This is a genomic window from Agreia sp. PsM10 (genome assembly GCF_030433855.1).
Taxonomy (GTDB): domain Bacteria; phylum Actinomycetota; class Actinomycetes; order Actinomycetales; family Microbacteriaceae; genus Agreia.
Genome location: NZ_JARUXC010000009.1, coordinates 107085 through 126196, shown reverse-complemented (window position 1 = coordinate 126196; position 19112 = coordinate 107085). Strand labels below are relative to the sequence as shown.

Sequence of the window (19112 nt, the reverse complement as noted above, 5' to 3'; positions counted from 1 at the left end):
GGACACCTCGGCCACGTTGTGGTTAGGCTCACCGTCGATGGGGATCACGACACCGAAGGATTTTCATGGACTCGTTTCAGTGGCTCGGCGACCTGCCGACATGGATCACCACACTCGCTATCGCTCTGGCCGCCGCCCAGTTCTTGACTGATCGAAAGCGACGCGCGGCCGAAGAGGCCCGCGAATCGAAGGCGCAGGCCACGGGCCTCACGGCGTGGACCGTGAGCGACATAGAGACGCACGACCCGAAGGTTCTCGGCGTGGTCGTCTCGAACTCGTCGGGCTCGACGTTCCACGACGTCGTGATCACGGTCAAGATCGACGGCTCCCGCGTTCCGCGCCCGATCAGTCTCAAGATCCTTCCGCCGGGTACCTACTTCGTCGCCTACGCTCCGAAAGCCAAGTTCGTATGGGAGTTCGCTCTTCCGATCGAGGCCTGCAGCGGCGTTCTCCAGCCGTACATGAACACAGACGGCTATCAGATCGAGAGCATCGACTTCGCGGACAACCTCAACCAGCGCTGGTCGACCGATGCGCGGGCGGTGCTCACCGCCCGGTAGGGGTTCAGAGGCGATGTCTCGCCGTTGCACGCTCCCGCTAATGTGGCCTCAGGAGGCCCCCATGAGCACCGTCGATCCTTCACTCGCCCGCATTCAACGCACGCCGCGCCGCCCGAGCCTCGGCCGGGTCGTATTCCTGCTCATCCTTCTGCTGGCCGGTGGCTTCGGGCTCGGCTACGGATGGGGCGGCTTCGGGCTGTTCGACGGCATGGGCGAACCGCCGTGGGCATCCGTCGTCGGCGCGATCGTGGGGCTGATGGCCAGCATCCTCGGGTCGATCGGATGGTCGTGGACCGTCATGAGGAGAGCCGACGTCGGCATCGGCTACGGTCTCGCGGCGTGGTTCATCGGCGGCGGAACCGGTCTGCTCATCGTCGCTCAGCCGAAAGGCTCCCCCGCACTGGCGGTGACGATCGCCGCCGCGCTTCTCGCGCTTGGCGCGGTGTTCCTGGTGCTCGGAGTCGCTGCGGCAATCAGTCGACGGCGGCAGAGCGCACGCGACGAGCGCACGATGCGCAACGGCACCCTCACCTCGGCCACCGTCAGCAACAAGGGCTACGACTTCTTCCGCGAGAGCCCCCGCATTCTGACGACCGTCGACTTCACCTTCGTCGACCTGCACGGAACCAGACGCTGGGTGTAGAAGACCATGGTGATCGAGCAGGGCGATCCCGTGGTCGACGGCCAGGAGACGCGCCTCTGGTACGACGCGACCAACCCGGGCGACGTGGGCGGGATTATTGTGGAGCTGGCGCGGGAGCGGCGGATGCGGCGGTAGGTTGCCCGTGGATGCGCGCGGCTCCATCAGCCCCGATTGGCATTCCCCACCCGTCGAGTCTGGCAGAGCCTAGGCAGGCACCAGCGTCTTGACGATGTCGTCGGTGTAGCCGTCGGGCGCGAACTCCACGTAGGAGGTCGCGATCCACAGGCCTCCTCCGACAAAATGCGTTTCTCCCCACGATGCATATTCATCGGTACGGTCGACGGCACAGCGGGTTCCGTTGCCCTGCTCCGTGCAGCCGAATCCGGCGGCGGTGAGCTGCGACACCAGCGAGGCCTGCTCGTCGGATGCGGCAAGACTGATCGAGGTCGACAGCCCCATGCCGCTTCCTCCGCCCGGTGCCACCCAGAAGCAGTCGAGGTGCGCGCGACTCTCGAGCAGCGGAAGGAGCGTGTCCTCCTTCGTTCCCAAGGACGCCTGCCCCGGGGTGGCGGTCCACTCCGGGTTGAGCACGACGCCCGGCGATGCCCGCAGGGTCTCGAGGTAGGCCGGGCTGTAGATCGACTCGCAGTCTGGTGGGATGACGGCTGCGCCGGCTGTCGGGTCGGGTGTCGCCGACGGCGCGACCGGAGTCGCGGTGCTCGTCTCCGCAGGAGTCGTCGAGCCCGATGATGTGGGCGCCGATGTCTTGCCGTTCCCACCCGCTCCGGCGGAGCATCCGGAGACCGTCACGAGCACGAGCAGCAGGACGGCCGGAAGCCAGCGGGGACGGGTCACGCGTTCACCATATCGGCAGCGCGCAGCGCGCGCCGATGTCAGGCCCGCAGCGGGATCGAGCCGACCAGCACCCCGACAGCGAGCATCGCGAGAGAGACGACGACGGCCCGCCACAGAACCTTCTTGTGGTGATCGCCGAGGTTGACGTTGGCGAGCGAGACGAGCAGCAGGATGGCCGGCACGAGCGGGCTCTGCAGGTGCACGGGCTGGCCGGTGATCGACGCACGGGCCATCTCGACCGGGCTGATCCCGAAATTCGACGCGCTCTCCGCGAGAACGGGCAGGATCCCGAAGTAGAACGCGTCATTCGACATGAAGAACGTGAACGGAATAGACAGCACTCCCGTGATCACGGCGAGGAAGGGGCCCATCTCCGGCGGGATGCCTTCGGTGATCCAGGACGCCATCGCGGTCACCATTCCGGTGCCGTTGAGAACGCCGACCAGCACTCCGGCTGCGAGGACCATCGAGACCACCCCGACGATCGACGGCGCGTGCGCCACGATCTGGTCGGCCTGGGTCTTGATGCCGGGGAAGTTGACGATCAGCGCGATCGCCGCACCCACCATGAACACGAACGCGAGCGGGAAGAGATCGAGCACGAGCAGCACCATCACGGCGACCGTCAGAACGAGGTTGAACCAGATGAGCTTCGGACGCAGCGTCGAGCGGTTCGGGTCGAGCATCGTGTCGGCCATGGCCGTGTCTGCGGCATCCACCAGCGCGGTCGCCGAGAACGCCCCGCCGCCTCCGCGCACGGTGACGATGTTGCCGGTGCGCAGCGTCACGGCCGCACCGGGCTTCGAGCCGGCCCCGCGGAACAGGCGGGGAGCGCCGAAGATGCCGTCGCCGCGAGGACCGTCGATGCGTGTCGTGTCGATCGACCCGGCGAGGCGCCGGCGCTCGCCGAGGCCGAGGAACCAGGCGAACGTGAGAGAGATGACGAGCCCCACCGCCAGCGACGGCAGCATGGGAACGAAGATATCCGTCGGCTCCAGCGAGAGCGCGGCGGCGGCGCGCACCGTCGGACCTCCCCAGGGAACGATGTTGAGGGTTCCGTTCATCAGGCCGGCGACGCACGTGAGCACGACCGGGCTCATCCCCAGCCGCAGGTAGATGGGCAGCATGGCGGAGGTCGTGATGATGAAGGTCGTCGAGCCGTCGCCATCGAGGGAGACGGCGCCCGCCAGCAGCGCGGTGCCCAGCACCACCTTCGCCGGGTCATCGCCGAGCAGGCGGGTGATCAGTCGAATCAGCGGATCGAACAGGCCGACGTTGATCATGATTCCGAAGTACATGATCGCGAACATCAGCAGTGCGGCTGTCGGCGCCATGTCCTTGATCGCGTCGATCACCATGTCGCCGAGTCCGAACCCCGCCCCTGCGAAGAGGCCGAAGACGGTGGGCACCACGATCAGCGCGACCATCGGGGTCAGTCGACGCGTCATGATCAGCGCCATGAAGACGAGCACCATCGCGAACCCGAGCACGACCAGCGTGCCATCCGACGGAGTGAAGGCCAGGTCGTAGCCCTCCTCGGTAGCGGCGGCCACAAGGCCGGAGAGAACAGGGGGCATCTCGACTCCTTTGTCTGCGACCGACGAGCCTCGTCGATCGGATTCCGCGAATCTAGGTGCATTTCGGCGGCAGCGCGCGCTATGTCTCATTGCCGGGCCTTCTGCGCGAAGCGCGAGTTCAGCGCAATATGCTCACGGTGGAGGAATGATGAGGTTCGCAACCCGGGTGGTTCTGCTGCAGACGGCCACGGCCGTCGCCGTGGTCGCGGTGTGCGCGGTGGTCTTCCTTCTTCTCGGCATCCAGCAGCTGCGCACCGAGGCCGAGACATCCGCCCTCAACATTGCGCGCACGATCGCCGTCGACCCGCAGGTGCGCGCCGATGTGGCCGAGGCGAGCGCCGACCCGGGCACGCCCCAGGCCGCCGATCTCCGAGATGGTGAGCTGCAACGGCTGGCCGGCGCGGTGACCGCACGCACCGGCACGCTGTTCGTGGTGATCGCCGACGACCACGGCATCCGCCTCGCCCACCCCGATGCGGATGCTCTGGGCCAGCCCGTCAGCACCGATTACCGTGAGGTGCTCGCCGGAAAAGAGGTGGTGACGTGGGAGCAGGGCACCCTGGGTGTATCGGCGCGCGCGAAGGTACCCGTGCTGCCGCCCGACGGCGAGGGCACCGCGCCCGTCGGCGAGGTGAGCGTGGGCTTCGAGCCGTCGAGCGTGTTCAACCAACTCCCCGCTCTGATCGGCGGAATCGCCGCCGCCGCCGGCGCCGCTCTGCTGCTGGCGGCGCTGTCCGCATTGCTGCTGCGACGACGGTGGGAGCGCTTGACACTCGGCCTCCAGCCCGAAGAACTCGTCGCTCTCGTGCAGAACCAGGCGGCGGTGCTCGACGGCGTCGGCGACGGCGTCGTGGCCCTCGACGCCGACGGCATGGTGCGCCTGTGCAACGAAACCGCCCGCGAGCTGCTCGGCCTCGCCGATCCAGAGGGGAAGAGCTTCGCCGCGCTCGGCATCTCACCGGCCATTCTCGCGGCCGTCCACGACGGCACGGCCGGCGACGGGATCGTCTCGGGAGACCACGTGCTCTACGTCGATGCGCAGACGGTGCGGCGAGATGGCCGCGATCTCGGCTCGGTGCTGATCATCCGTGATCGCACCGATGTGGTGGCCCTGAGCGAACGTCTCGAAACGGTGCGGGCGATGACGAGTGCGCTGCGGGTGCAGCGGCACGAGTTCGCCAACCGTCTGCACGTCGCGGCCGGTCTTCTCGACGCGGGTCGGGGCCTCGAGGCGCGGGAGTTCCTCGGCGAACAGCTGCAGCGCGGCCCGGTCGACTACCCCGTCGAGAACATCGATCTGATCGGCGACGCCCTGCTGCACGCGCTCATCGGCGCGCACGCGCTCGAGTCGGGAGAGCGCGGCGTGCGACTGTCGGTCACCTCCGACTCACTGCTGCTGTCGCCGCTCGGCGACGTCGAGGATGTGGCCGCAGTGCTCGGCAATCTCGTCGACAACGCCGTGCGCGCCGCGGTCGCCGGGCTCGAGCCGCGCAGCGTGAGCGTCGGCTGTTACGGCGACGGCGCCGACCTCGTGCTGACCGTGGCAGATTCCGGACCGGGCGTTGCGGACACAGACGACCTCTTCCGCCGCCGCGAGGGCGCCGGCACCGGCCCTCGCGACGGTACCGATCGCATCCATGGCCTGGGCGTCGGCCTGCCGCTGTCGCGCGAGCTCGCCCGCCGTCTCGGCGGCGACGTCTGGCTCATCGAATCGGGCAGACCGGATGCCGACACGACCGACTCGGGCGACTCCCACGGCGGGCCGGATGCCGATCACGCCCTCTCGGGTGCGGTCTTCGGCGCACGGCTGCGCGACGTGCTGGTCGTCACACCCCCTGTCGCCACACCCCCCGAGACCACTCCCCCGATAAAGGACAGTGACCTATGACCGCGCCCGTTCGTGTTCTCGTCATCGAAGACGACTTCCGCGTCGCCGGACTCCACTGCGACATCGTCGCCGAACGGCCCGGTTTTGTGGCCTTGGAGCCGGCCCGCACCCTGGCCGATGCAGCGACGGCGATCCGCGCCGAGCATCCGGACCTGCTGCTCGTCGACGCCTTTTTGCCCGACGGCGATGGTGTCGCTTTCATCCGCGACGTCGGGGTCGATGCATTCGTTCTCTCGGCGGCGACCGACGCCCGCACCGTGCGACGAGCTCTGCGTTCGGGTGCGCTCGGCTACCTGGTCAAGCCGTTCGCGCGGCGTGCGCTCACCGACCTTCTGGATCACTACCTGCGCTTTCGCAACATCCTCGACGACGACCGAGCGGTCACCCAGGAAGACATCGATCGCGGCCTGGCGATCCTCCGCGCCGGTGGCGACACTCCCTCGGTCTCCCGTTCCGCGACCGAGCAGGTGCTGCTCGAGGCACTCGGTGACGCCGAGTCGTCGGCATCGGAGATCGCCGACCTCGCCGGCGTCTCGCGAGCCACCGCGCAGCGTCACCTGTCGACGATGGCCGAACGCGGTGTGGTCGACGTGCGACTCCGGTATGGCACGACCGGTCGCCCCGAGCATCGCTACCTGCGCGTGCGCGGCTGAGCCACGGGGCGACTGGGCGACTGGACGAAGTCGCCTGACGGCCTGGCTTGGCTCGTAAGACGGCGTTACAGCAGGGCGCGGCGTTGGGATGCGACGACCGCCGTGATGCCGGCCGTCGCGTCGCGCGCGAATCGGGGAAAGTTGAGGAAGCCGTGCGGCATGGCCGGGTACTCGATCAGCTCGACATCGACACCCGCCTTCTCCAGCGCCTTCGCGTAGAGAACCCCGTCGTCGTGCAGTGGATCATGGCCGCCCACCTCGATCAGGGTCGCCGGCAGGCCGCCCAGTGACGAAGCCCTGATGGGCGACACGCGCCAGTCGTCGCTCGGCCCTGCGTAGAGCTCGCCGAACCGGGCCATGTCGGCTCCGCTCAGAATGTAGGCATCCGCGTTCTGCCGGCGCGATTCCGTGTCGCCCGCCCCGACCGAGGGATACAGCAGCGCCTGATGCCCGATCGCGACCTCGCCGCTGTCGCGCGCCATCAGCGAGACGACCGCGGCCAGGTTGCCGCCGGCACTCTCGCCCATGACACCGATCTTCGCGGAGTCCGCACCGAGCTCCTCCGCGTTCGCCGCCGCCCAGACGAGCACCGCGTAACAGTCGTCGACAGCCGCAGGGAACGGATGCTTCGGCGCAAGCCGGTAGTCGACCGACACGACCACGGCATCCAGATTCTTCGCGACCGTGCCGCAGATCCAGTCGCCTCCGCGAAGATCGCCGAACACGAAGCCGCCGCCGTGAAAGTACATGATGAGCGGGCGCACCCGCGCGGACTGCTCTGAGCTCTTCGGCCCGTTCGTGTAGATACGAACAGGAACGCCGTCTGCGGTGCGGTCCTCGATCGTCACCGACTTGGGCGCGTTGCCCATCAAAATGGATGCCGCGAGCTCGGGCGTCTTCGCACCGCTCCGTTTCGCAAGCTGCTCGGGAGTCGTGTTGGCGATCGAGGCGCCGGGCAGCCGCCGCATGATCGCGCCGATGCGGCGCATGCCGGGGGCAAGGGGTTCCATCATGCGAGCGTACGCCCGATAAAGGGGGCAAGTGCCTGAGCCTAGTGAACTCCGCAGCACCCAGTCCACGGGCTCAACATCGACCCTCAACCGTGATGCTCAGCCCCTCGGTCGTTCCGCGAATACTGGCCTGTTGCACCACCTGGCTCGGTGACGTGGCCATGAAGTACTCCCGCCCATCGCCATGTCACCGGGGCCGACTTACAGAAGTGATTGCCTGCTAAACATGAGGACATGATGAGAAGCGCGCTCGAAGAAGAACTAATCCGACAGGATGTCTTCCGTTGGCTCGATCAGAAGATCGCGACGGGGGCGTCCGAGGTCACGCGCGATGAACTCCGCAACTACACGTTCGGCACCGAAAACATCCCGCTCGTAGACACTGCCCGAGGCATCCGGAACCCCGCTGACTTCGAGTCGACGCTGTCCATCATGACGAGCATCAAGAGCCCGTACGCCGACTCATTCACATCCGACGGCTTCGTTCACTACTCCTATCAATCTCGAGAGGGTGGCGACAACAAGAAGCTCCGCCGGGCATTCGAAACACGAGCACCACTCCTCTATCTCCACGCCGTCAGGCCAGGCGGGTTCGTTCCCTATTACCCGGTCTACGTCGAGGCCGATGATCAGGACCAACGCCAATTCCTCATCTCGCTAGACCCCTCGCTCCACTTCGTAAAGGACCCGCTGAATCTAGATTCCGATGAACGCAGCTACGCAGAAAAGCTCGTGAGAACTCGGCTGCATCAGCCGCTCTTTCGAGCGCGTGTGATGCGGGCATACGCGACAACGTGCTCGATCTGTCACCTGAAACATGCCGACCTATTGGATGCCGCACACATCATCGCGGATTCCGATGCCAATGGCATGGCCAGGGTCACCAACGGACTGGCGCTATGCAAGATTCATCACGCCGCATACGACCGCAACCTCCTCGGCATCACGCCGGACTACGAGGTCCGGATCAACCGCGAGCTTCTTGACGAGATTGATGGTCCGATGTTGCGACACGGGTTGCAGGACATGCACGGCCAGAGATTGACACTTCCGAAGCGAGCAAGCGAGCGGCCGTCGCGCGATTCGCTCGCCAGGCGATTCGCGGAGTTCTCGTCAACACCCTGAACCAACCAACCGCGTACGTCTCGTCGGCGCCGGCGATAGTCTCATTGATGGCGCTACCGGCGCGCTCCGCCGACTTGCTAGGACACTCCTTGACGACTATCCATGACCTCCTCACCGAGTACGCGAGCATCGCTCGAGACACTCGCGAGAAGGGTTCACTTCTCGAACGGTTGACGAAGACGTTTCTTACTACCGACCCCAAGTGGACTCAGCTCTTCGACGAGGTATCGCTGTGGCAGGAATGGTCGGGGCGAGATGGCAAGACAGACACGGGCATAGATCTCGTCGCACGGGAACGGCATGGGGGTGGTTACTGTGCCATTCAGTGCAAGTTCTACGCGCCTGATCACACGATTCAGAAATCCGACCTGGATTCGTTCTTCACTGCCTCCGGCAAGAACCCGTTCACCTCTCGCATTGTCGTATCAACGTCAACTAAGTGGGGCAAGAACGCTGAAGACGCGCTCAACAACCAGCAGATAGTCACTACCCGCATCGGTGTCGACGACTTCGACCTGTCCGACATCGACTGGAGCACCTACTCGTTCTCGAAGCCAGACGAGGTCGCTCCGCCAACGAAGAAGACCCTCCGTCCACACCAGGCAGAGGCCCTTGCCGCGGTACAGGCCGGGTTCGCGGACTCTGCTCGCGGGAAGCTACTTATGGCCTGCGGCACTGGAAAGACGTTCACCAGCCTCCGCATCGCCGAAGACATCGTCGGTCCCGGCGGCAGTGTCCTATTCCTGGTTCCGTCCATTGCGCTCCTGTCACAGACACTTCGCGAATGGTCTCAGGAACGGAACATGGATCTCCGTGCGTTCGCCATCTGCTCGGACACGAAGGTAGGCAAAAGCGCCGAGGACTTCTCCGTCTCCGACCTCGCCTACCCGGCAACTACCAGCACAGAGCAGCTCATGGCCGAGGTCGCCCGGGCCGAAACTCCGGACGGCCTCACGGTCTACTTCTCCACATACCAGTCCATCGACGTCGTCGCTCGCGCGCAGGCTGAAGGCCTCCCGGAATTCGACCTGGTCATTTGCGACGAAGCGCACCGCACCGCCGGTTTCACCCGCGCCGGCGATGAGCAGTCCTCGTTCCTCCGCGTGCACAGCGACGCCGTCATCCACGCGAAGCGTCGTCTCTACATGACAGCGACCCCGAAGATTTACGCCGATTCGGTCCGCGCTCAGGCCGACGAGAAGGCTGCCGTCCTCGTTTCCATGGATGACGAAGACACATATGGCCCCATCTTCCACCGCCTCGGGTTCGGCGAAGCGGTGGAACGGGATCTTCTCACCGACTACAGGGTGCTGGTCCTCACCATCGACGAGGAAAGCGTCGGGTCTGCGTTCCAGCAGGAGTTCGCGCAGTCCGGTGAGCTGAACATTCCGGATGCCGCCCGCATCGTCGGTATCTACAACGGACTCGCGAAACGCGGAGTCCAGGGTCTCGACACGACCGCGCCCCAGGCGCACACGCCACTGCGGCGCGCTGTTGCGTTCTCACGTTCCATCAAGGAGTCGAAGCTCGTCACCGGCCTCCTCGACGGTTACGACGGCGTCGATGATGCTCGCCCGGACAGTATCGCCGGCTCCCGCATCGACGAGACCGAGAATGGCGAGCAAACCTACCGGCTGGAGTCACGGCACGTCGACGGCACTATGAACGTCCTCACCCGGAATGAGCACCTCGACTGGCTGAAGTCCGACACGTCGGACGAGAACGTGTGCCGCATCCTGACGAACGCGCGCTGCCTCTCTGAGGGAGTCGATGTCCCGAGCCTGGACGCGGTCATCTTCCTTAACAGCCGCGACAGCCCTGTGGACGTCGTCCAGTCCGTCGGCCGGGTCATGCGCCGAAGCGAAGGCAAGGACTACGGCTACATCGTCCTGCCCATCGCCATTCCCGCCGGGCAGACACCGGAGCAGGCGCTGAACGACAACACGAAGTTCAAGGTCGTCTGGGACGTGCTCCGCGCTTTGCGCGCGCACGACGAGCGCTTCGAAGCGAAAATCGAGCAGATCGACCTCAACGGCCGCGCCGACGACGGTCCCGTCATCGCCACCAACTACACCGACGCTGGTCTCGGAGAGAAGGCCCTCAGCGACAGCACCCCGAGTACGCCGCAATCCACGCAGGTCAGCCTCGACATGAGCGTCCTCGGCGCCGAATGGACCAACGCCATCTACGCAAAAATCGTCGACAAGGTTGGCGACCGTGGCTACTGGGAGAACTGGGCCGCCAACGTCGCCGACATTGCCGGCCGTCACCAGACCCGCATCACGGACCTCGTCAGCGGCTCAGACGATGACCTCCGTAAGGAGTTTTCGGACTTCGTTCAAGGCCTGCGGGACAACCTGAACCCGTCCATCACCGAAGACCAGGCCATCGAGATGCTAAGCCAGCACCTCATCACACAACCGGTTTTTGACGCGCTCTTCGCCGGGCACGCATTCAGCGACCACAACCCGGTGTCCCTGGTCATGCAGCGGATGGTCGACGCCCTCGAAGGCAACAACCTTCGTACGGAAACCGCCGACCTCGAAGACTTCTACGCCGGCGTGCGCCGCTCCGTCACCGGCATCACCGATGCCGCCGGCAAACAGACGACCATCAAGCGGCTGTACGAGAAGTTCTTCACCGGCGCGTTCCGGAACACGTCCGAGAGGCTCGGCATCGTCTACACGCCGAACGAGATTGTCGACTTTATCCTCCGCAGCGCCGACGAGCTGTCGCGCGATCACTTCGGGGTCGGGCTGACGGACGAAGGCGTCCACGTACTCGACCCGTTCACCGGCACCGGCACCTTTATCGTCCGGCTCCTCGAATCCGGTCTCATCCGCAGCGAAGACCTCGCCCGGAAGTTCAGGTACGAGCTCCACGCGAACGAAATTGTGCTCCTTGCCTACTACGTCGCCGCGGTCAACATCGAAGCGACCTACAACGGGCTCGCCCCGGCCGCCGACTACGAACCGTTCCCCGGCATCGTTCTCACTGATACCTTCCAGAGCTCCGAGGACGACGACCGCTACGACGACCAGGGCATCTTCGGCGACAACAACCAACGGGTGAAGGACCAGAACGCGCTTGACCTCCGCATCATCGTCGGCAATCCGCCGTACTCGTTTGGTCAAACCAGCGCAGACGATAACAATCAAAACATCGGCTATCTCTCTCTTGACCGACGCATCGGGGAAAGCTACGCAAAACGGTCCACTGCTGCGCTAAAGAACAAGCTGTATGACTCGTACGTGCGCGCCGTCCGATGGGCAAGCGACCGAATCAAAGACCGTGGCCTCGTTGCCTTCGTCATCAATGGCGGGTTTCTCGAATCGAATTCCTTCGATGGGTTTCGAATGTCCTTGATAGATGAGTTCACATCCATCTACGTATACAACCTGCGCGGAAATCAGAGGACTGCGGGCGAGCAATCACGTCGAGAAGGAGGGAAGGTATTCGGTGCGGGAAGCAGGGCCACCATTGCGATTCTGATTCTGGTGAAGGACCCTCAGTCCTCCAATGGCGGGGTTATCCACTATCACGACATAGGTGACTACCTGACTCGAGAGCAGAAGCTTGAGAGTGTCGCCTCCGCGGGCTCCATCTCGTCAATCTCTTGGCAAGAACTTACGCCCAACCGGAGCGGTGACTGGTTGGGGCCGAGAAGTGACACGTTCCTGACGTTCCAGCCTCTGGCTACGAAGGCAACGGCAGGCCAAGGCGTAATTCATCAGTCCGTTTTGGGCGTTGTTACCAGCCGCGACTCCTGGCTATACGGATCGTCCAAGGATTCGCTTTTGACTTGTGTGTCCGAGACCATCGAATTCTACAATCGCCAGACGGCCGCCATTAGCGGATCGGTAAGCGGGGTACCCGAGTCGAACCCACAAAAGATCAGCTGGAGCGCAGGACTGATCGCCAAAGCTCGTCGAAACGTGACGCTCGAGTTCGACGCGGCGAATGTCATTGAGGCGACATACAGACCGTTTTTCAAGCAGTATTTGTACGCGGACCCGGTTTTGATTGAGCGCCCAGGTGTACTGAGGGCCCTTCCGCCGAAGGTACCGCTCGCGGTTGGGCTGTACGTCGTCGGCATGAGTTCAGCGGTGCCATTCTCTGTCTTAGCATTAGAGTCGATCCCGGACCTTCACGTGACCGGTGCCGGTTCAGGCGGCCAGTTCTTCCCTCGCTACACCTACGAGCTCGAGTCCACCGCCCCGACCCTCGACATCGACCTCGGTGACGGCACCGGCGGCCCTACCCGCCAGGACAACATCACCCCGGAGACCCTCGCCCGGTACCGGAAGCTGTACGGCGCGAAAGTCACCGCGGACGATGTGTTTTTCGCGGTTTACGGACTGCTCCACTCGCCGGACTACCGGACAGAGTTCGCCGCTGACCTAAAGAAGATGTTGCCGCGCATTCCGGAACTTGCGGACCCGGCGGACTTCTGGGCGTTCTCGGCCGCGGGTCGGGCGCTGTCGGAGCTGCACCTCAGTTACGAGAGCGTCGAGCCCTATCCAGTCACCGTCACGGGTGCCGTCACGAACGACCTGTACGTGACGAAGATGAAGTTCGGCGGGAAGCCCGGCGCCTGGGACAAGACGACCGTGAAGGTGACCGACAGCATCACGGTCACCGGTATCCCTGAGGAAGCGCACGAGTACATGCTCGGTTCACGCTCCGCCATCGAATGGGTGCTCGATCGGTACCAGGTGACAACACACAAGGCGTCTGGCATCAAGAATGACCCGAACGACTGGGGTCGCGAGCACGGCGAACCGCTCTACATCCTCGACCTACTCAAACGAATCGTGACCGTCAGCGTGGAGACAGTCAAGATTGTGAATAGCCTGCCGCCGCTCCGCGTCGCAGAGTAATCGCTTCCTTCTTCCGTGGGCGACGATCGAGTGCATGCGACTCGACAGTTGATGTCGTTCCTAGTTCATCCCGACTAGCTCGTCGAATCGTCTTCGCAAAACGGCAAGCGGCCTAGGCTCTTCTTCAAAATTAGCGAAATGCGCCACGTACTCATCAACGAGCTCGGCAATGTCGTCGTCATCCAAGACGAGCACGAAGCCGTGCTGATCTCCAGAAATTGTCTTAGCTCGGCTCATTGCACGCTGCTTGTCAGCCAACGATCGAACCGTCAGTATTCCTATCTGCCCCCTCGTCGGTGACAGCCTCATCGCAATTTGATCGAATTCGGGATTAGCTGGTTCCTTTTCCCCGTAGTTCTTACATTCGACGACGATGTACGCCGCAGAAAAGTTCTTCCTCACCCAATCAAAGAAGCCGTTGGCTGCAATGTTGTCGAAGACTATGTCGAGCCTTTTTAGCCCTCCGTGCAAGTCTTCTTCGAGCCGACAGTTCCCGAGGTAGGTATCGAATAGAGCGGTCAATATTTTGGCTACGGCTCGGTGATAGGGCGTTGCCCCACCCCTTCCAGGGAGAATCGACTTCAGTTCCTCCAACATTTCGACCACATCAACCGGTGGCGTACCTGTTCGCGCGCTTAGGTCTTGGTCTGCCAGCGAGGCGTTTTCAGCCGAGTCGATCGCGCGACGGTAGTCATCTAGCGCGACCGGAAACACCTGAGTGTTTTTGATGATGTCGGCTTTCGTCGTTCCAAGCTTTTTATCCAGTTCGCCTTTCACGACCTTCCTGCGCTTGTCCCTGAGAAGACGGACCAGATTGGACTTGGGATCCGCGACCTCGAGGGCCTCGAAGTATGGACGCAAATAACCGCGGTAGTACTTCCCCTTATCGACGGTGAGTTTCACACGTACTATCGACTTGGGCACCAGGAGCAGCTTGTCCATTCCTCCTCGTGGGAGCGCAACATTATCTTCTTTCCACTTCTTGTCCGAAGCATCCCAAAACGGTCCGCTCACCTGCACATCCATGGGGATTCCGTAGAACAAACACATCCGCTGGGTGTACTCAATAAGTTGGTTTCGGATGACACTCGTAGTGATATCGCTGACGATGTCTTTATCGACACCCGGGACAAAGAGGGCGGTGTCCTCCAAGTCTTTGAGAAAGCCGGATTGAGCTGCCTTGCTACGTGCGAGTGATCGAACGAGCTGTGCCGCTTTCTTCTTGTTACCGAGGCCACTCCCTCTCGATTTTCCCGCGCTTAAGCCCAGGTGCGTTTCGTTCGGTTCGACGAGCGGGAATACGAGCTCACCAATTCGGCCCTGGTCTTGACCTCTAATGGCTGCCAAAAGCTCTGAGAAAAAGGATTGCAACGACTCGTAGCAGCTTTCCACCCAATCTCCGGTTTGACTTCGGATAGCACTCGGATCGATAAAGACCGGCGCGTCCTCGTCCACGTCTACGTCGACAAAATCGAGACCGCCTTGGGTAACGCCTAATGAGAATAGGTTCGACACCCTCGTCATGTTTCTTCCCCCGGATTATCTGAAGCATAGTGTTGGTCTTCGGCGCCAGCTGGTCAGTCAGATGCAGAATTTTCCTTACGCTCAGCTGCCTTACGGTGATCACCAATCGGGAACGCCCCGCGCACCTTGTCGCGAGATACCGAGGGCCGGAGAAGACTGCCTGCCGGAAGATTCACTTGATTTCCAACTCGTCGCGATGCGACGGCGATTCGACAGGCCTGGCAAAGAGGTCCTTCGGCCCCTTACGGGGCTTGGGATAGTCATGCCACATGCGCGAGAACTCACTGTCGAAGCGCCGAGTGAAGCGGAGGACCTCATTTGGCTCAGCGAAGCTGGCCGAACGAACGAGGTACTGCGGTTCGCTGAGGCTCGGCAGCCCCATCCAATCGTAATTAGAAGGGCGCGCAAACAGGTGCTCTAGACTCCTAGGCCCACTAAAGGAATGACGGCTCCTACCCCAAGCGTCGGATGACGTCGAGACGGGCCAGCTCAGCACACGCGCAATGCCCAAATTTTCGATTTCCTGTACTGCAATTGCGACCGCCTCGAGCGCTTTGGCCATACGGTCCACTTCCGGAGACGTACGCCGATAGTGCGAATAGTCGTTTCGGACCTGCGGTACCCCGGCGGAAATCGCGGTGGATGAAATACGTCTAAGCCCTTCGATTATGCGGGCCCGACTTCCACGCGAGAGGTTCAGAAATGGCACCTCAGAGCGAAACAGGAACTTCTTGAGTTCAGTCTTACCCTGATAGTCAGGGATTTCTCGAGCCTGGCGACCGCGCCCATCGTGACCGGAGTCCAGTCGTGCGAGCTCGTCAGCCAGAACTGAAAATCCGCGGAATAGCGCGTTCAGCTCAATTCTCTCGCTCGTGAAATCGAACTTGTCGTGCTCATTCTCGGTGACTAGAAAAGCTCCTTGCAGCAGCGACAGGCCTGCCATCCGGTCATATTCGCCGTCGTAACTGAACGGATGTTTTGACGTCGTGTGGTCATTTAGAAATACCCACGCGCCAAATGCAAGGCTGTCGATGAGTAGTCCTTCAAGCTGGGTGAAGTACGTGTTTGCGACGCCGCGGAAAGTCTCAGATTCCCCAATTCCCGAGATTCTCGAGGCTTGGGTCAACGCGGAAATCCGCTGTTGCAGGTCCCAGAAATATGAATGGGGGTCTTCTTCATAGTGAACATCGAACCCCAGCTTCCACAACACTGTCTCCACCAGATCAGCGTCAGACAAGTCGTCGCCGTTTTCAAGGCCAACCTCGTGGCACGCCGTGACCATGTTGGTCTTACGAGCCAGGATCATCCGACTCAGGGCAGTCCGCGGGTCAATGGACTGAAAAAAGTCCTCGAGACGCTCATCCAGGTCGTTCGCCTCAAATCCTCGAAGTTGCCAATCGAGCTCCTCCACGTCCGTGGTCTGATCTCGGACGTAAAGCTGGCTCAACAAGCGTCGCTCTCTCAAGGAGGCCAGACCTGGATCATCTGAGACGAACCGAACGCCAAGGGCCCCGAATTCCGCAGCCAACCGAAATGCGCCTGATCGAACTTGATGATTTACGACCGACCGACGCACCTCGCCCCGCTCGATTTTGATACTTCCCCGATGAATCATCCGGTCCACAGCCGCCGAAATCAGCTCCTCCTCCGACAGCAACACAAGCTGTAATAGCTTCGCTCGGTCTGCACCCGCAATCGCGTCTGATGCCTTATTCACAATAAGAAATGGACGCAGCGCCTGCCGCAGTTTGCCGCCATCATGGTCCAGTAGTTCGATCACGAGGTGAGACAGCTCTTCATCGCTGAGACAGTCTCCGATGACCGCGATCAAAGTGCCGCTTCTCCGATCCGAGTAGACCGATTCGCTGACGCCCCGGAGCTGGTCCGCGAAGTCCCACCATTCGGAGGGTGACGTATCCTCGGCTTCCAACATCTTGCGTAACTTGTCTCGGTGCTCATTTATCGGTGCGTCATATCCAGTCGTAAGACGGACAGGATGCACAGCTCGGCAGATCGGCTGTCCGCAATGGAAGGCTGGAACCCTCTTTGTGAATGCTATGAGGCGAGAAGAGCCCCCCGTCTGTAAACCGTAGGGACCGATGACGTACCGCCCATACTGGAAAACTCCCACGGGAGCAGCATCCAACAGCCGGAACGTCTCGTCGAGCGTGAGAACATCTTTTTCTTCGTCGAAGAGCGCCGCGTATGCATCATAAAATTCTCGACCGTACCGAAGCGGGAATCTGATTCTGAGAGCGAGGAGCTCTCTACCGATGACCTCTTGAAGCTTCTGAACGTCCGTCCCTTCGACGTCTACGAACAGTTCGGTGTGACCAATAGTAAGCGCGCACATCAAATGAGCTTCTTTGCCCGGGACCGAGTCCTTCCTTATCAGCCGGCCTTTCAGGTTGGCTCCAGCTTCAGTAAGGCCTATGGCGCCGTTTAGCTCATCGGGAATTGAGTAATCATTGGCGATAATGCAGTCCGATAAAATTTCGAAGAGATCACATATGTCTAGAAATTTTCTTTGCCAGACCACGTCGGGGTGCAGCTCGATTAGCTCGTTACTCGACAGTCCCACTGAGGCGCCTCCTGTTGGTGTCTAACGAAGCTACTACGCGCAGTAGCGTCCGCGTCAGCCCTCCAACAGGTCACAATTGGCCCTGCGCGAATAAGATTCTCTGGCCAACAACGGCCTACATTTGAAGCAGTTCCAGGAACGTCTGCTCGGTGACGATCTCGATGCGTTGGCCATTCGTGGCGAGGTCCATTGCTCGCTCCACCTTCGAACTCAGGGATGCGCCAGCCTTCAGCGTTCGAGGATCAAAGCCTCCCATCACAACAAGCGAGGTCTTCTTGGTGACGTTGGACGACACTGACGCCCCGAATCCAGCCACGACCTTCTGGGCCTCGCTGCGTGTGTGGGAACCGAGGTCTCCCGAGAAGCAGACAACTTCGCCGAATAACGGATGCCCGGGGTCTGCTTCAATGTTGGCGCCGGGCAGGTCAGCCTTCTTCTGGTACGGGCGAATACGAGTGGCCCGCTTACGTCCGGCAGCCTTGCGCCACAGGTCGTCGGTTGTTGCCGCACCGGTCTCTGTCGCGATGGCTAGTGCGATCTGAGCGCAGGCCAGTGAGTCAGCTCCCGCCTCGTGGTGGTTGAAATCGGAAAGGCCGAAATGCTTCACGACTCGCGGAAGGCGGTAGCCATCCAATTCGACGTGCTGACGCACCACGCTCAGAGCATCGAGAAAGACGAAACCACGGTCCGGCAAGCCGACAATCTTGTTTGCGGCGTTGTAGACACCCTTGTCGAAAGGGCTGTATGCAACAAGTGGTGCGTCTTCGACGAGAGCTTCGAGACGATCAAGGGTCCAGTTCCATGACGGGGCGTCGGCCACATGCTGAGGACCGATGCCGTGAATGTAGGTATTGGTGAAGTCGAGACCGGTAGGGGCATGACGAACCAGGATTCGTTCACGACGATTTGACCTCCGACCACCTTCGTGACGCCGACGGCGCACACAGACCCCCGGTCAAAGTTGGCAGTCTCGAAATCGATCGCGGTGAAGTCAAGGCTCATGTTTTGGACTCTATGGGGACTCTCGACACCTCGCCATTCCCCGAGTGGGGCACAGCTGAACGTGAACGTGGTCATGCAGACGACACTGGCGACCTTGTACTCCAAACAAATCCCACCCATGCAACCATGGGCCAATGCCCACCCCTCCCAACCCCACCCTCGTCCCCGAACTCCTCATCACCGACCTCGACCGCAGCCTCGCCTTCTGGCGCGACCTGTGCGGGTTCGAGGTCGCTTACGATCGGCCCGAGGAGCGGTTCGCCTACCTCACCCTCGGCTCGGCGCACCTCATGCTCGAGGAGATCGGCGACGGACGGCACTGGATGACCGGACCGCTCGAGGCCCCGTTCGGTCGCGGCATCAACTTTCAGATCAGCGTTCCGGATGCCGAATCGCTCAGCCAATCAATGCAGGATGCCGGGGTCGAGTTTTATCTGCCGCTCGAGACGACCTGGTACCGCATCGGCGACGAAGAGGCCGGAGTCCAGCAGTTCCTCGTCACCGATCCCGACGGCTACCTCGTGCGCTTCCAGACCTCGCTGGGCCACCGACCCGTTGCTCAGGCATAACGACAGGACCGGGTTGGGCGCCGCATGAGCTCATTGGGGGAGCTTCGACACGCAGTCGGCGATCTCAAACCACCCTCTGTTCGATTGATGTCCAAGTTAAACGGAATATGAGAAAGAGGCGAAATACTCTGAACCGTAGTGATTGTCGGTGGTCTGCCTTAGCGTTCTCTCGTGAGCCATTCGGCTTGCGCAACATCTAGCAAGGAGCTCCAATGAAGGTCGGCTCGTACTACTCCACGAATGAC

At 62.0% G+C, this 19112-nt stretch carries 14 protein-coding genes; 8 read left to right on the top strand and 6 right to left on the bottom strand.

Annotation, left to right across the window (positions count from 1 at the left end; genetic code table 11):
• Nucleotides 1–65 precede the first annotated feature (65 nt).
• From QCD70_RS12790 to QCD70_RS12780, 3 genes are all read left to right on the top strand, one after another.
• A complete protein-coding gene (locus QCD70_RS12790) occupies nucleotides 66–560 on the top strand; it encodes a hypothetical protein (RefSeq protein ID WP_301216805.1) in 495 nt (164 codons plus the stop codon).
• A 61-nt stretch (nucleotides 561–621) separates the two neighbouring features.
• Complete coding sequence (locus QCD70_RS12785; protein WP_301216803.1) at nucleotides 622–1203, top strand: hypothetical protein; 582 nt, start codon at nucleotides 622–624, stop codon at nucleotides 1201–1203.
• A gap of 6 nt (nucleotides 1204–1209) precedes the next feature.
• Nucleotides 1210–1338, top strand: a complete 129-nt coding sequence (locus QCD70_RS12780) for a hypothetical protein (RefSeq protein WP_301216801.1) — start codon at nucleotides 1210–1212, stop codon at nucleotides 1336–1338.
• 69 nt (nucleotides 1339–1407) lie between these two features.
• Here QCD70_RS12780 and QCD70_RS12775 read toward each other — a convergent pair whose 3' ends face one another.
• Together QCD70_RS12775 and QCD70_RS12770 are read right to left on the bottom strand one after the other, a co-directional pair.
• Nucleotides 1408–2058: a hypothetical protein gene (locus tag QCD70_RS12775; protein WP_301216798.1), complete on the bottom strand. Its 651-nt coding sequence runs from the start codon at nucleotides 2056–2058 to the stop codon at nucleotides 1408–1410.
• 38 nt (nucleotides 2059–2096) lie between these two features.
• Nucleotides 2097–3635, bottom strand: a complete 1539-nt coding sequence (locus tag QCD70_RS12770; protein WP_301216796.1) for a CitMHS family transporter — start codon at nucleotides 3633–3635, stop codon at nucleotides 2097–2099.
• 148 nt (nucleotides 3636–3783) lie between these two features.
• Between QCD70_RS12770 and QCD70_RS12765 the strand changes: the two genes are divergently transcribed.
• Both QCD70_RS12765 and QCD70_RS12760 read left to right on the top strand, forming a co-directional pair.
• Complete coding sequence (locus tag QCD70_RS12765; RefSeq protein ID WP_301216846.1) at nucleotides 3784–5523, top strand: ATP-binding protein; 1740 nt, start codon at nucleotides 3784–3786, stop codon at nucleotides 5521–5523.
• Nucleotides 5520–6176 carry a response regulator gene (locus QCD70_RS12760; protein WP_301216794.1) on the top strand — a complete coding sequence of 219 codons (657 nt, stop codon included), beginning with the start codon at nucleotides 5520–5522 and terminating at the stop codon, nucleotides 6174–6176. The genes QCD70_RS12765 and QCD70_RS12760 overlap by 4 nt, the downstream gene beginning before the upstream one ends.
• A gap of 65 nt (nucleotides 6177–6241) precedes the next feature.
• Here QCD70_RS12760 and QCD70_RS12755 read toward each other — a convergent pair whose 3' ends face one another.
• Nucleotides 6242–7186, bottom strand: coding sequence for an alpha/beta hydrolase (locus QCD70_RS12755; protein ID WP_301216792.1), 945 nt, complete (start codon nucleotides 7184–7186; stop codon nucleotides 6242–6244).
• 234 nt (nucleotides 7187–7420) lie between these two features.
• Here QCD70_RS12755 and QCD70_RS12750 point away from each other — a divergent pair, with 234 nt between their 5' ends.
• Nucleotides 7421–8311 carry an HNH endonuclease gene (locus tag QCD70_RS12750; RefSeq protein WP_301216790.1) on the top strand — a complete coding sequence of 297 codons (891 nt, stop codon included), beginning with the start codon at nucleotides 7421–7423 and terminating at the stop codon, nucleotides 8309–8311.
• Between the two features lie 89 nt (nucleotides 8312–8400).
• Nucleotides 8401–13191, top strand: a complete 4791-nt coding sequence (locus QCD70_RS12745) for a DEAD/DEAH box helicase (RefSeq protein ID WP_301216788.1) — start codon at nucleotides 8401–8403, stop codon at nucleotides 13189–13191.
• Between the two features lie 60 nt (nucleotides 13192–13251).
• Here the strand turns inward: QCD70_RS12745 and QCD70_RS12740 are convergent, their stop codons facing one another.
• The 3 genes from QCD70_RS12740 to QCD70_RS12730 form a co-directional block, all read right to left on the bottom strand.
• Nucleotides 13252–14715: a hypothetical protein gene (locus QCD70_RS12740; RefSeq protein ID WP_301216786.1), complete on the bottom strand. Its 1464-nt coding sequence runs from the start codon at nucleotides 14713–14715 to the stop codon at nucleotides 13252–13254.
• A gap of 172 nt (nucleotides 14716–14887) precedes the next feature.
• The gene (locus QCD70_RS12735; RefSeq protein ID WP_301216784.1) at nucleotides 14888–17296 is read right to left on the bottom strand and encodes a hypothetical protein; all 2409 of its coding nucleotides are present in this window, start codon (nucleotides 17294–17296) and stop codon (nucleotides 14888–14890) included.
• A gap of 115 nt (nucleotides 17297–17411) precedes the next feature.
• Entirely contained in the window at nucleotides 17412–18116 is a 705-nt protein-coding gene (locus tag QCD70_RS12730) for a BRCT domain-containing protein (RefSeq protein WP_301216782.1), read from the bottom strand.
• A gap of 316 nt (nucleotides 18117–18432) precedes the next feature.
• Here QCD70_RS12730 and QCD70_RS12725 point away from each other — a divergent pair, with 316 nt between their 5' ends.
• Nucleotides 18433–18867 carry a bleomycin resistance protein gene (locus QCD70_RS12725; RefSeq protein ID WP_301216780.1) on the top strand — a complete coding sequence of 145 codons (435 nt, stop codon included), beginning with the start codon at nucleotides 18433–18435 and terminating at the stop codon, nucleotides 18865–18867.
• Nucleotides 18868–19112 lie beyond the last annotated feature (245 nt).